Source organism: Streptomyces brasiliensis (assembly GCF_014647875.1).
GTDB lineage: Bacteria > Actinomycetota > Actinomycetes > Streptomycetales > Streptomycetaceae > Streptomyces > Streptomyces brasiliensis.
Window position 1 is genome coordinate 108,564 of sequence record NZ_BMQA01000024.1, and the last position, 12,796, is coordinate 121,359.

A 12,796-nucleotide genomic window follows, 5' to 3' on the forward strand; every position below is an offset into this window, starting at 1 on the left:
GGCGGCACTCCGTGAGCGCCGTCCTCTGTGCGTCGACTTCATTGTCAGCACCTCTATTCCTCGTGTCCTCGTGTTCGTGTGTCCTTGTGTCCTTGCGGGGAGCGGCCTGAGCCTCACAGGCTCCCCCGGTAGGGGACCGGGCCGACGACGGAGACGTCGGTCGGGCGCCCGCTCGTGTCGATGCGGTAGATCCCGTCGTTCGCGACGAAGAACTCCGGCACCTCGGGGTAGCGCAGCCCTTCGGGGAGCGGTTCGCGATCGGTCCAGGAGAAGAACTCCCGGGCGAACACCGCCCGGTCCTTGCGCCCGTAGATGAACAGGTCGCCCGCCGTCAGCGGGCTGCGGATGCACCAGTGCGGGCCGTGTTCGGCCCAGTAGGCGCGGTCGCTCACCAGCACGGACTGCCGGTCCCAGGCCGCGAAGGTGCGGTCCCAGAAGTCGTCGGTCACGCCGAGCCGGGACACCAGGAACATCAGGTCGTGCGCGTGCCACGCGGTGCTGGGCGCGAGATCGGCTTCGTTGTGCCAGCCGCTGGCGGAGGCGAAGTACCCGGCAGGCGTCTGGTAACGGGCGTAGGTCGCCAGGCAGCGGGCGACGAAGTCCTCCAGCTCGCTGTCGGCGCCCTCGGCGAGGACGGTTTCGATGCCGTGCAGGGTGAGCCCCATGCCGGCGATCAGCATCGGGGTATCGGTCTTGTGGGCCCGGCTGTCCTTCACGTACCAGTACCGGTGGTAGCGGGTGGCGCTCTCGGTGTCGGTCCACGCGGAGCGGGCCACGTGCCGGCACAGCCGCCGGGCCTCGTCCAGGAAGTCCGCGCGGCCGTAACGCCGGGCGCCGAGGACGAGGGGGACGATCATGAGGCCGTAGTACTCGGCGGGTTCCAGGATGCCGCCCCGCTCGCGGTCCTCGACCGTGCGGAAGGTGCCCGAGCTGCTCGCGTCGGGAACCCCGCGGTGGTGGAAGAGCTCGATCAGGGTGTCGAGGTCCTCGGGGATCTCCTTGACGAACGTGGTGTCGTCGCTGAGTTCGGAGTACAGCAGCTTCACCCATACCCGGGCGTATTCCTGGTTGCAGGTGCCCGTCCTGCCTGGGCGACCGCCGCCGTAGATCCGGCAGGCGTCGAGGTTGCGGCGGACGGCGCGCAGGGCGTCGGCCACCTCCTCCTCGGGCAGCAGGTGCCGTGCATGGTCGAGCGCCAGGAGCAGTCCGAGGGCTCCGACCGCGTTGTGGATGAGCCCGGAGGTCGCCGACTCCCCGACCTGGAAGCCGATGTGACGGAACTGACCGTCGGACTGCACGCGGGTGGCCTGGTGGCGCAGCACGCTGCGCAGCAGCGCGAGGGCCCGCTCGTCAGGATCGCGGGCGAGGGCCTGGGCCCAAGCTCCCGCCGCGGGCGCGGAGAAAGCCGCGTGGCCGCTGGTGAAGTCGAGAAACGTGAAGGGGTTGGTACCCCACACGCTGTGGTTGTGGAATCCGTTGATCGCCCCCTCGGGAGTCACCCAGGTCCGCATCCACCGGGACAGGGCGCCGACGTCCGGCAGGGCCGTCTCATGTTTCATGGTCGTCCTTCCAGGCCGTCTCAGGCCGTCGCCTTGTGCGCGACGGCGAGCAGCGCGGTGTCGATTCGGTAGACGTCAGCGGCGTGCCGACACGGCGAGGTCGTCGGGGTGGGCGAACGGCTCGCCCGCGGCGAACCGCGCCACCTCCGCGACCACGCTGTCGCCCAGGCGTCGCAGCTCGCGTCCCATCGAGCCAGCGATGTGCGGGGTGAGGACCACGTTGGGCAGGTCCCACAACACGCTGGCACGCGGGAGCGGTTCGGGATCCGTGACGTCGAGGACGGCCGAGATGCGGCCGGTGCGCAACTCCGCGACGAGGGCGTCCTGATCCACGACCGCGCCGCGCGCGGTGTTGACGAGGGTGGCGCCGTCGGGCATCAGGGCGAGCTGCCGGGTGGCGATCTGTCCCCGGGTGGCGGGGGTGAGCGGCTGGTGCAACGAGACGACGTCGGCGGCCGCCATGAGGGCGTCCAGGGGAAGCAGCCGGGCGCCGAGGCGCTGGGCCTCCTCCTCGGGAAGGGTGGGGTCGTGCAGGACGACGTCCAGGTCGAAGGGGCGCAGCAGGTCGAGCACGGCCCGGCCGACGTGCGAGGCGCCCACGATCCCGACAGTGCGGGCGTAGTTGCCGATGTCGGCCGTCGCCGACCGGTCGGGGGCTGCCCGATGCTCGCGGTAGTGGCGTTCGGCGGCGAAGGCTCGCTTGCCCGACAGCAGGATCGTCGCGAGCGTGTACTCGGCGACCGGTACGGCGTTGGCCCGGCGGGCGTGCGAGGCGACGACGCCGCGCGCGGCCAGGGCTGCCGGGTCCTCCAGACAGGTGGCCGCGACACCACCCGCATAGACGACGGCGCGCAGGCGCGTCGCGCGGGCCGCCTGCTCAGCGGTGATCACGGGAGCGTCCCAGCCGGCCACGAGGATCTCGGTACGGGCGAGTTCGCTCTGCGCGGCCTCGTCGTCGAGGCTCGTGAGTACGAGGCCGGGGTCGATGTCGGCGACGCGGCGCAGTTCGGTGAGCGCCCGCTCGTCGAAGAGTTCCCCGACGAGCGAGGCGGGGTTCATGGCGAAGGTGGCCCGCGGCAGCGGGAGCCCGTCGGCGGATCGGCTCGCTGCCCTGGTCGTCGCCTGTCCGCCCGTCACGAGGTCACGCTCGTCGTCGGGGCGGTGTTCGCGGCGTCGGCCGCGGGCCGTAGCGGCGCATGCTGTGCACACGGGGTACCGGTGCGCGGGCGATCGGTCTTCGGCACCAGGCGCAGCCCGGCGTCGGCCGGCCGGACGTGGGGCCCGTCGGGATGGGACCAGTCGCCCGTCTCGGCCAGTGTCATGATGGTCTCCTCGTCGACGGTGATGCCGAGTCCGGGGCTGTCGCCGAGCACGATGCCCCCGTCGGTTACGGTGTGATCGGCGGTCAGTCCCACCGGCAGGTTCAGGTCCTGGACCTCGATGGCCAGGTGGTTGGGGGCGGCCGCGGCGGCGTGCGCGAGTGGATCGGCGTTGTACCCGACCGGGCTGACGGGCAGGTCGTGGCCGTGGGCGAGTGCCGCGACCCGCAGGAAGTGGGTGATGCCCCAGACGCTCGCGGGCTGTACGACTTGGACGGCGTCACGCATCAGCAGCAGACGGAACTGTTCGAGACCGGTGAGGTTCTCGCCCGTGGCGACCGCCGCGCGCGCGGACCGGCTGACGGCACGGTGGCCGGCCACGTCCCAGCGGCGGACCGGTTCCTCGATCCAGGTGAGCTCGACCTGTTCCTCGATCTTCGCCAGCAGCCGGGTCGCCTCATGGCGGCCCCAGCTCTCGTTGACATCCAGCATCATCGCCGGGGAGGGGTTGTTGGCGCGCAACACGTCGGCCACGAGGCGCAGTCGGCTGACGTCCCGCTCACTGTCGAGGCCACCCTTGATCTTCGCGGCGGTGAACCCCCGCTCCGCCCAGCACTCGTACAGGGCGACCAGTTCCTCGTCGGACAGGGCGATGTCGAGACCTGAGGCGTAGCCGGGCACGAAGCGGTCGGCGGCGCCGAGCGTGCGCCACAGCGGCTCGTCGGCGAGCTTGCCCTTGAGGTCCCACAGCGCCATGTCCAGGGCGCCGATGGTGCCGAAGGTGGCACCTCCGTGGCCGGTCTTGAAGGTGTGGGCCAACATGCGGTCATACAGGGCCGTGACGGCGCGGGGGTCCTGTCCCTCCAGGGCGGGGAAGACGCGGGCCGCGTCCGCGTGGGCTCCGAGGCCCACACCGACGGCTCCGCCGTCCGTCTCCAGCAGAACGACGGGTACCTCCGTCACACCGTCCGCGATGACCCCGTTCGCGTCACCGACCGGGCGTCCCCACCGGTGGACGGTCGTCAGACTTCGATATCCCGTGATCTTCATACGCAGCGCTCCATGCCGTCACGGCACTCCTCGGCCGCAACAAAGAAAAGAGGGAAGGAGAAACGCCCGCGGTCCGTTGCCGGTCGGCGGGCCTCGTGACTTCGCTGCCCCCACAAGCGCGGTGGTAACTTATCATACAACTTATCGGTCAACAAGGCTGCGCTAGCCTGGCCCGTCTGGTGACGATGCAGTGAATTCCTCGCCCGGGGCGAGGTGTTGGCACCCGACACCCAGTGGCGCACTACGACAACGATGGAGCGCTCTCAACGATGAGTAACCTACCCTCGGTCCCGACGACGTCTGCTCCCCCGCGACGGAACCGGCCCCCGCTGGCCGCAGCTGTAGTGCAGAACCTCGCCATGGCGATCGTGACGAAGGAGTATCCGAGCGGCACCGCACTGCCTCCCGCCGGCACCCTCTGTGAAATGTTCGAGGTCAGCCGTACGGTCATCCGCGAGGCCACCACCGCGCTCGCGGAGAAGGGACTGGTGAGCACGCGCCAGGGCTGGGGCACCGTCGTCCTGGACCAGAGCCACTGGAACCTGCTCGACCCGCTGATCCTCGACGGGCTCTTCCGGCGCCACGACCGTCTGCGCTTTCTCGACAACCTGATCCAGATCCGGATCAACCTGGAGTGCCCCATGGCGTCCTCGGCCGCGGACCGGCTCACCGAAGAGGACACCGCCCGACTCACCGAGCACCTGGAGTCCATGGCCGGTCTCCTGGACGACGCCGAGGCCTACGCGGCGGCGGACATCGCGTTCCACAACATCATCCACCAGATCTCGCAGGACGCCTTCGGCCGGGCGATCGTCGCCAACATCCAGTCCAAGGCGCTCAATTCCGCGCAGTACAGCGGCAATCCGAAGCGCGCGGACCTGGACGCGACGCACGCCGCGCACATCCGCATCCACGAGGCGATCCTCGCCGGTGACGCCGAGGCGGCCGCAGCGGCCATGCGGAACCACATCACCCAGTCCTGGTCGCGACGCCGCCCCCGCGGAGAGTGAGGCCCTCGCCTCAGCTCCAGGGTCAAACCTTGAGGCGGAACGGGCGACGGCGCCTGCGGCCTCAACGGTGATGACCGTCCGGCCCGTAGCCCGACGGTCATCGAGCGCGGCCCGCTCCCGCCCGGGGTCGGGGCACTTCTCCAGCATCCGGTCCACCAGACCGGTGCGCACCGCGCCATCTGGCACATGCTCACCCGCGACGCCGAGTACCACGACCCCAGAGGCGACTGCTTCATCCAGCGAACCGGCCGAGCCCGGCAGACCCGCCCCCAGGTCAGCGAGCTCGACGTACTCGGCCATCACATGCCCCTCCAATCAAGGCAAGTGGCCTGATCTGCGGGGACGGTCGACTTTCGAAGCAGAGTCCCGGTGCTCGCAAAGGGCGCGAACAGTGAAAGCGGGTAGGGCTGAAGGCGACGCTCAGCGCGTGGCGGTGATTCCGCCGAAGCGGAACACACTGTCGTAGCTGCGCTGCTGACCATGAGCCAGCCAGATCATGCTGCCGTCCTCGCGTGCCGCCGCGTCACCTGCCACCGCATGGGTGGAGGGTTCCAGACCGACCGCCCAGCCGCCCTCGCGCAGGTTCAGCCACTGGAAGAAGTGCGGGAACGCGGCCGCGTCCACGTCGAGTTCGAAGGACTGGCCGAGCGCTTCGTTGACCAGTGCCACGCGGTGCCGACCCTGTTCGTCGGCGACGAGGCGGTGCTCGTAGACCTGCTCGACGAAGCCTGGCAGCGGCTGATCGAAACACAGATGGTCGACGCCCTGTTCGGCCACGCTGTCGCTCTGCCACACGGTGGCGTCGATGTCGGCGACGAAGCGGGTGCCGCTGTCGAGGAAGGGCCAGCCCACGTTCACGTGGTACAGGAACATGTGGGGAGTGGGGTCGAAGCCGGCGTTGGTGACCACGTCGTGCAGCCGGATCTCGGTGCCGCCCAGGTCGGCCTCGATACGGCGCCGCAGCGTCAGGTGCTCTCCGAAGTTGGTGGCCTGCGTCACCTCGCCCTCGGCCCACAGCACGCACCGGTCCTCGCTCGTCCACTCGTGGCCGTAACCGATCAGCCGGGCGGGAATATTGGCGACGCGGCCGTGCAGTCCGTGCCGGACGGTGGGCCGCGGTGGGTAGCGGTAGTGCCCCGCGTCGACATCGCCGCCAAATAGCGTGTGGTCGAGGCCCGCGGTGACCACCAGCCCCGACATGCTGCGCAGCCAGGACAGGCCCTCCTCGTCCGCGTTCTCGTGCAGCCCCGGATGGCGAAAGCCGGTGCGCGAGCGCCAGCCGACCGACACGCCGTCCATCTCGGCCAGGCCGATGTCCATGGCCCGGTCGACGAGGACGTCGAAGCGCAGTCCACCTCCGGTGGTGAACTCCAGGGCGCGCACACCCCGTTCAACGCCGTCGTCCAGGACGACCGCGCGGATGCCTCCGTACGCGCTGGTCTCCCCGGCGTGCCGGGCGATGTCGAGTCGGCCCGGCACCGGCCGCCGATGCGTCTGTGCGCCGCCTGTTTCGTGGTGCCCGCTCACGCCATCACCCATCCGCCGTTGACCTCGATCGTCTGACCAGTCACGAAGGACGCGTCCGGGCCGGTCAGAAAGGACACCACTGCCGCGAGCTCGTCGGGACTGCCGCGCCGTTTGAGCGCCTGCCGCTGCACGACCATCTCGCTGTAGGACTCGGGATCCTCGTGGATCTCTTCGGCGGCGGTCTTGAAGGCGCCGGGGGAGACCGCGTTCACGCGGACGCCGTGCGGTCCGAGCTCTCGCGCGAGGGCGCGGGTGAGGGCCACCGCGGCGCCCTTGGTGGCGGTGTAGGCGGCGAGGTCCTCCCAGCCGCCATGCATCGTGATCGAGGCGATGTTCACGATGGACCGGTCGGCCTGTGGCGCGGCGACCATCTGCCGCGCGGCCTGCTGGGCGCACAGCCAGTAACCGCGCTGGTTGACCGTGTGGACCCGCTCGTACTCCGCGAGCGGCATCGTGAGGAAGGGCACGGCGGGGTAGACGGCCGCGTTGTTGACGAGGACGGTTGTGTCGCCGAGGCGCTCGCGAACGGCGTCGAAGAATGCGCTCACAGCCCGCTCGTCACGCAAGTCGACGTCTTGCGCAAAGGCGTCGGAGCCCTCGTCGGCCAGGGCGGAGGCCGTCTCGGCCAGGGACGGTTCGTGGACGTCGACGACCGCCACGCTGTGCCCGTCGCGGGCCAGTCGCAGCGCGATCGAACGACCGAGGGCGCCACCGGCTCCGGTGACGACGGCAACACTCATGACATCTCCTTAGCCGGCTCGAGGTCAGAGCGGGTACGGCGGCACAGGGCCGCGAAGTCGCGGTTGATCCGGTCGACGACACTGCGCGCGGAGCCGCCGTGCACAATGGCCTCGCGCACCAGCTCCGAGCCCTCGGCCTGAAGCCCTGTCCAGCCGGGCATGCGGGGCCGCACCCAGGCGGCCTCCAGGGTGGCGACGGTGGAGCCGTAGAAGCCGCCTCGGTCCGAGCTGGTGTGCGGCCCCGCCCACACCCCCCGGTGGGCGGCCTGGCCCCCGGCCGCGGGGACCAGTCCCGTCTGCACCTCGTCGCGGAGGTAGGCGGTCAGCCAGGCGCCCACTGCCGGATTGCCCTCGGCCCGGCGCGAGACGGCGAGGCCGGTTCCACCGAGGACGCTGAGCGGTCCGCTGCCCCGCCGTCCCGGTGCGTCGGCCCATGCCAGAGCGTGCCCCGTAGTGGGCCGGGCGTAGGAGACGTAACCGTAGGCGAGCGGGCACCAGACAGGGCCGGGGCCTCCGGCTGCGATGGCCTCGTGCACCTGGATCGGGTCGAGCAGTGAGGTCTCCCGGTCACCCGCCCGGTGCACGGTCCGCAACAACTCCAGCGCCGCGACGGCCGACTCCTGAGGCAGCAGCTGCCGGACGCCGGCCGGCTCGGCAGACACCGGTTGGCCGGCCTCGCCGACAGCCGGCGACTCCTGCACGCACATCGCCAGCAGGGTCAGCATCGCGTGCGGGCCGCCGAGGCAGAGTGTCACGCGGTACTCGGCCGCGACGTCGGGCACCTCCTCCCAGCGGGCGGGCACCGGTACGCGTGCGTCGCGCCGGTGCACTGCGACCTGTGCGGCGGCGTCGATCGGAACCGCCCACGTCCGGTCGCACATGCGGTAACTGGCAGCGCTGCGGCCGACGGTGGCGGCCAGCCAGGTCTCCAGTTGCCCGGCGTCGACGACCTCTTCGATCGGCAGCAGGGCGTCCGCTTCGATCGCCGCGCCGAGCCCTGGGTGGTCGATGACCATGACGTCGTATTCCCTGGCCAGTTCAGCGACGGGATGTGCCTCGAACGCGGACAGCGGCTGCCGGTGCCAGTCTACGGCGGGCGCGTCGAATGCCTGCGCGAAGGCGTCGAGGGCACGGTGGCCCCGCGGGTGGTCCCAGGTCATGCCGGTCAGCGGCGCGCCACCCGGGTCGCGGGGGCGTGGGTCGGCGGCGGGCACGGCCTCGGTCACGCAATCACCCCGTTCGCGAACAGGTCCTCGATCTCAGCGGCGGGCAGGCCCAGTTCACCGAGAATCTCTGTGGTGTGTTCGCCGCAGGTGGGCGCGCCCCGGTGCAGCGCGGGTGGAGTGCGGTCCATGCGGAATGCGAAGCCAGGTGTGGTGACCTGGCCCTCGGTCGGGTGCTCGTAGCGGATGAAGCTGCCGTTGTGAAGGACCTGCGGATCGTCGAGGACGTCATCGTAGGAGTTGACGGGTCCGACCCAGACCCCACGCCCGCCGAGCCGGCGCAGCCACGACTCGGTGGTGTCGCCCAGCAGATGGGCGGCGACGGCACGGGAGAGCTCCTCGCGGTGCGTGAAGCCGTCGCGTTCAGCGTCCCACGCGGCGAGCGCCGGGTCGCCGAACTCCTCGGCGAGGACTGCCAGATCTGCGAAGGCGAGCGCAAGGTGGCCGTCCTGCGTCGGGAAGATGCCGTAGGGGGCGCGGATATAGGTGTGGGCGTGTATCTCGTGCCCGCGGCGCTGGCGAACGCCGCCCACCGTGCGCACCGACAGTTCCTGCATCTGCATCGCGATCATGGCGTCGAGCATGTTGACCGAGACCCGCTGTCCCTCTCCGGTGCGCTCGCGGTGCAGCAGCGCGGCGAGCACGCCCTCGAAGGCGGAGTAGGCGGTGATGGCGTCTGCGACGAAGTACGGTCCCGGCTGCGGGGGCCCGTCGGCGGCTCCCCCACTGTGCAGTGCGCCGGTGAGACCTTGCAGGAGGAGGTCCTGCCCGGGCCGATGGGCGTACGGCCCGCTCTCGCCGTACCCGGAGATGGAGACATAGACGATGTCGGGCCGCACGGCCCGGACCGACTCGTAGTCCAGGCCTAGCCGGTCGGCCACTCCGGGCCGGTAGTTCTGAAGGAAGACGTCGGACCGGGCGGCGAGCCGGTACACGAGGTCGCGGCCGCTGTCCTGCTTGAGGTCGACGGCCAGGCTGCGCTTGTTGCGATTCAGCGACAGGAAGGCCGCGTTGACCTTGTTTCCGGTGGCGCCGCCGGCCGCAGTGTGCCGCTGCCACTCCCCCGTCACCGGCTCGATCTTGAGCACATCCGCGCCGAGGTCGCCGAGCCGCATGGTGGCCAGCGGTCCGGCCATGGCGATCGACAAATCGAGGACCCGGTATCCGCTGAGGACCGACACGGCTAGGCCTCCTGCTCGCTGGAGGTGGTGTGCCCTGCGACGGCCGCGGCGCTCATCGCACGCCGCCCTCCCGACGCGCGGCCGTGTGCGGCCCGGTCGAGCAGCCAGGCCATCGCCTCCTTGCCGACGACCACCGGATTGTCCAGGGCACCGAGACCGGCCACACCGATGTGCACCACGTCGCCCTCCGCCAGAGTGAAGGGGAGTTCCGGCACGAGACTGGTGCCGGTCGCGAGCACCACGCCCTGAGGGAACTCGTCGGCGCGGAAGAGGTAGGCGAGTAGTTCGGGCAGCTCACGGCGCAGCAGCTCGGTCGAGGACCGGCCCTCCCAGGCGGTCCGTCCCTCCCGGGAGATGGTGAGCTCCATCCCAAGCGCGTAGGGGTTGTTCACCTCCCACACCGGAGTGATGCCGGGGCCCAGTGCGCAGGCGCCGAGATACGCCTTCGCCTGCGGCAGGTAGAGAGAGTTCTCGCCCTCGATCGAGCGGGAGCTGACGTCGTCGCAGATCGTGTAGCCCACGATCTCGCCGAACCGGTTGGCGACGACGGCGAGTTCGGGTTCCGGCACGTTGACGGCGGAGTCCGCGCGCACGCTGACAGGTTCGTCCGGGCCGACCACCCGCCAGGATGCCGCCTTGAAGAACAGCTCCGGCCGCTCGGCGCCGTAGACCCGCTCGTAGATGTCGGCCTCGTGCTCGCTCTCCGTCATGCGCGCAGCGCGAGAGCGCTCATAGGTGACGCCCGCGGCCCAGACCTCGGTCAGTCCGCAGACCGGTGCGCCCAGCCGGGGAACCTCCTCCGACGGCCGGGCCGGCGGCGCCGCGGCGGCGTCCTCGACAACCCGGCGCAGCTCCCGGAGCGGGAACTCCAGCAGTTCGTCCAAGTCCACTGGCAGCGCATGAAATCCCTGCCGGGTCAGTACTCCCCCGTGAAGGCCGACACCGTTCCCGTATCGGGCTCGCACGATCTGCACGTTCGCTCCCTCCCAAGACCGGCGCAAACATATGATGTCATAGAAGTTACGTCAACGGTCGGCGGCACTCACCCCCTTGCGAGGAAGCGCATGAGCACGGACATGGACGGCACCATCCGCCTCGAACGCGACAGCTCGGCCCTGGTGGCCACCCTCACGATCGACCGCCCGGCGAAGCTCAACGCCGTCACACCGCGGATGGCCGGGCAACTGGCGCAGGCCGTGGAGACCTGCAACGCGGACCCCGAGGTGCGCGCGATCGTGGTGACCGGCGCCGGGGACCGCGCGTTCAGCGTCGGCTCGGACATCCGCGCCCTCGACGCGTACGCGACCCCGTGGGACTTCCGCAACCGCGTCGACTACTGCGACGCGCTGCGGCGGCTGGCCAAACCGACCATCGCTGCGATCAATGGCTACGCGCTTGGCGGCGGGCTGGAGACGGCGCTGAGCTGTGACATCAGGATCGCCGTCGCGACGGCCCGACTGGGCGCCCCGGAGGTCAAGTTGGGGTGGATCGGCGGCGGAGGCATGTCCGCCTTCCTGGCACGCGCGGCCGGGCCGAGCAACGCCGCGCTTATGCTGATGACGGGCGATCCCATCGACGCGGCCCGGGCCCTCGACTGGCACCTGGTGAGCGAGGTGGCAGAGCCGGAGGACCTCCTGCCGCGGGCCCGCGCAGTGGCCGCATCCATCGCGGCACGCGCACCGATCGCGACGGAGACAGCGAAGGTGAACCTGCGCGCGGCGGCGAGCATGCCGGAGGAGCAGGCGCTGGCCTATGAGCGCGATCTGCAGACCGTCTGCTTCGCCACCGACGACGCCGAGGAGGGGCGCCGCGCCTTCGCCGAGAAGCGGACTCCACACTTCCGGCGGCGGTGACCAGGCAGGAGCCGTCCGTGAGCGGTTCGAGTTTGTTGACGCGTGCGAGGTGTTCGGTGAGTGCGCACGCCGACCTCCGAGGCCGCGGCTGGAGCCCGCGCGGGAGCGGGGCCCTGCTCGCCGGGGCGCTCTTCGTGGACTCGCTTCCGGTGCGTTCGACGCGAGCCGCGGACGACCGGTAGCCCTCCTTCGTCCGCAGCGCTTCCGGTCGTCGAACCGGGTCAGGCACGGCTGGTCCAGGGGCGGCGCAGGGGGGATATCTCCCCCTGTCAGGGGCGATGTAGCGCGGCGGCTCCGCGTCCAGCATGAGAGCACTTCGCGCGGCGAGCCGCCGTCCGGGGTCCTGGCTCACTTTGAGTGCCAGAGCCACGGACGGTCACCGAAACCACAATCATGAACGGCCATGGGTGACACGCTCCTTCACGACCTCTGGTTCCACCGGATAAACGGCGTCCAAGTCGAACAGGTGGGGGGAGAAGCCACGGCCGCCAAACTGACGGCCGCACGGGCAGTCGGGACTGCCCCTGGTCGTAGTACAGCGCCCCCCGCTCCCGGCGGGGGTGACGACGGGCCCGGACGTGACGGGCGCCCTGGAACGCCTCGGCCTCAACCGGCGACGAGCGACGCCCTGAGCCGATCGACGACACGCAGCACCTCGTCACGGTTCTTGGCGCGTTTGATCCAGGCGGGCAACCGGGCGACGCAGGTCATCTTGCGTCCGTGCTCGTACCAGGGGTCCCGTTCGCGCAGCGACGCGGCCACGAACCGGCGGATCAGATCCAGGTGTTCGAGGTTGTACGCCCACACCACACCGTGCCGCGTCGTCCCCTGCAGCCACAGAGCCGGCCGCCCGGTCCCCTCCCGCCACGAGGTGCGGCACAGCCCACAGGACCGGCAGATAACTCGGCGGGCCTGCCGAGTCTGCGCGGGTGCGGCACCTGCCGCTCGCACCGCGGACAGCGCACCAGCACCGAGTCCGCGAACGCGCACAGCGTCGTACCCGGGTCGTGGAAGCGGACGGGAGCCGGAGACATGCCGTGAGTATGGCGGGCGTCCGGACGCCGGGCACCCGGTTTTCAGCCTGCACCCCTCAGCCGCCCCTTTCAGCGTGCCCCGGGATTGCGGCGCAGCAGATACGTGTCCATGATCCAGCCCTTGCGTTCCCGGGCCTCGGCACGCAGTCGCTCGATGCGGGGGCCGGCCTCCGCGATGGGGCCGGACGCCAGGATCTCGTCCGGCGTGCCTATGTACGCGCCCCAGTAGATGTCGATGTCCTCGTCGGCGTACCTGCGGAACGTCTGGTGGGCGTCGAGCATCACCACCACGTCGTCCAC

Annotated in this window: 10 protein-coding genes and 3 pseudogenes; 3 read left to right on the top strand and 10 right to left on the bottom strand. The window is 70.6% G+C overall.

What is annotated here, in order from left to right:
• Window positions 1-113 precede the first annotated feature (113 nt).
• From IEZ19_RS29440 to IEZ19_RS29450, 3 genes are all read right to left on the bottom strand, one after another.
• Window positions 114-1,559, bottom strand: a complete 1,446-nt coding sequence (locus IEZ19_RS29440; protein WP_189314353.1) for a hypothetical protein — start codon at window positions 1,557-1,559, stop codon at window positions 114-116.
• A 75-nt stretch (window positions 1,560-1,634) separates the two neighbouring features.
• Window positions 1,635-2,618: a hydroxyacid dehydrogenase gene (locus IEZ19_RS29445; RefSeq protein ID WP_189314366.1), complete on the bottom strand. Its 984-nt coding sequence runs from the start codon at window positions 2,616-2,618 to the stop codon at window positions 1,635-1,637.
• A 74-nt stretch (window positions 2,619-2,692) separates the two neighbouring features.
• Entirely contained in the window at window positions 2,693-3,928 is a 1,236-nt protein-coding gene (locus tag IEZ19_RS29450) for a mandelate racemase/muconate lactonizing enzyme family protein (RefSeq protein WP_189314354.1), read from the bottom strand.
• A 269-nt stretch (window positions 3,929-4,197) separates the two neighbouring features.
• Between IEZ19_RS29450 and IEZ19_RS29455 the strand changes: the two genes are divergently transcribed.
• Window positions 4,198-4,938, top strand: coding sequence for a FadR/GntR family transcriptional regulator (locus IEZ19_RS29455; RefSeq protein ID WP_189314355.1), 741 nt, complete (start codon window positions 4,198-4,200; stop codon window positions 4,936-4,938).
• 420 nt (window positions 4,939-5,358) lie between these two features.
• Here the strand turns inward: IEZ19_RS29455 and IEZ19_RS29460 are convergent, their stop codons facing one another.
• Genes IEZ19_RS29460 through IEZ19_RS29480 form a run of 5 tightly spaced genes read right to left on the bottom strand, consistent with a single transcriptional unit; the run spans window position 5,359 to window position 10,583 of the window.
• Complete coding sequence (locus IEZ19_RS29460) at window positions 5,359-6,465, bottom strand: aldose 1-epimerase family protein (protein ID WP_229840963.1); 1,107 nt, start codon at window positions 6,463-6,465, stop codon at window positions 5,359-5,361.
• Window positions 6,462-7,205: an SDR family NAD(P)-dependent oxidoreductase gene (locus tag IEZ19_RS29465; RefSeq protein ID WP_189314357.1), complete on the bottom strand. Its 744-nt coding sequence runs from the start codon at window positions 7,203-7,205 to the stop codon at window positions 6,462-6,464. The genes IEZ19_RS29460 and IEZ19_RS29465 overlap by 4 nt, the downstream gene beginning before the upstream one ends.
• Entirely contained in the window at window positions 7,202-8,431 is a 1,230-nt protein-coding gene (locus tag IEZ19_RS29470; protein ID WP_189314358.1) for a type 2 periplasmic-binding domain-containing protein, read from the bottom strand. The genes IEZ19_RS29465 and IEZ19_RS29470 overlap by 4 nt, the downstream gene beginning before the upstream one ends.
• Window positions 8,428-9,609, bottom strand: coding sequence for a CaiB/BaiF CoA transferase family protein (locus IEZ19_RS29475; protein ID WP_189314359.1), 1,182 nt, complete (start codon window positions 9,607-9,609; stop codon window positions 8,428-8,430). The genes IEZ19_RS29470 and IEZ19_RS29475 overlap by 4 nt, the downstream gene beginning before the upstream one ends.
• A 2-nt stretch (window positions 9,610-9,611) precedes the next feature.
• On the bottom strand, window positions 9,612-10,583 hold the full coding sequence (locus IEZ19_RS29480) for a fumarylacetoacetate hydrolase family protein (protein ID WP_229840965.1): 972 nt from the start codon (window positions 10,581-10,583) through the stop codon (window positions 9,612-9,614).
• A 90-nt stretch (window positions 10,584-10,673) separates the two neighbouring features.
• Here IEZ19_RS29480 and IEZ19_RS29485 point away from each other — a divergent pair, with 90 nt between their 5' ends.
• Both IEZ19_RS29485 and IEZ19_RS54200 read left to right on the top strand, forming a co-directional pair.
• Window positions 10,674-11,462 carry an enoyl-CoA hydratase/isomerase family protein gene (locus IEZ19_RS29485; RefSeq protein WP_229840973.1) on the top strand — a complete coding sequence of 263 codons (789 nt, stop codon included), beginning with the start codon at window positions 10,674-10,676 and terminating at the stop codon, window positions 11,460-11,462.
• A 68-nt stretch (window positions 11,463-11,530) separates the two neighbouring features.
• A pseudogene (locus tag IEZ19_RS54200) lies at window positions 11,531-11,644 on the top strand (triphosphoribosyl-dephospho-CoA synthase); the annotation flags it as partial.
• A gap of 424 nt (window positions 11,645-12,068) precedes the next feature.
• On the opposite strand, the pseudogene IEZ19_RS53640 reads toward IEZ19_RS54200, so the two are convergent.
• Both IEZ19_RS53640 and IEZ19_RS29495 read right to left on the bottom strand, forming a co-directional pair.
• A pseudogene (locus IEZ19_RS53640) lies at window positions 12,069-12,496 on the bottom strand (hypothetical protein).
• 69 nt (window positions 12,497-12,565) lie between these two features.
• Window positions 12,566-12,796 (bottom strand): annotated as a pseudogene (locus tag IEZ19_RS29495) (precorrin-6A synthase (deacetylating)); the annotation flags it as partial.

What these genes read in the sequence shown, in the direction of transcription:
- IEZ19_RS29450 (WP_189314354.1), bottom strand. Translation starts at nt 3,928, where the DNA reads ATGAAGATCACGGGATATCGAAGTCTGACGACCGTCCACCGGTGGGGA.
- IEZ19_RS29440 (WP_189314353.1), bottom strand. Translation starts at nt 1,559, where the DNA reads ATGAAACATGAGACGGCCCTGCCGGACGTCGGCGCCCTGTCCCGGTGG.
- IEZ19_RS29445 (WP_189314366.1), bottom strand. Translation starts at nt 2,618, where the DNA reads ATGAACCCCGCCTCGCTCGTCGGGGAACTCTTCGACGAGCGGGCGCTC.
- IEZ19_RS29455 (WP_189314355.1), top strand. Translation starts at nt 4,198, where the DNA reads ATGAGTAACCTACCCTCGGTCCCGACGACGTCTGCTCCCCCGCGACGG.
- IEZ19_RS29465 (WP_189314357.1), bottom strand. Translation starts at nt 7,205, where the DNA reads ATGAGTGTTGCCGTCGTCACCGGAGCCGGTGGCGCCCTCGGTCGTTCG.
- IEZ19_RS29485 (WP_229840973.1), top strand. Translation starts at nt 10,674, where the DNA reads ATGAGCACGGACATGGACGGCACCATCCGCCTCGAACGCGACAGCTCG.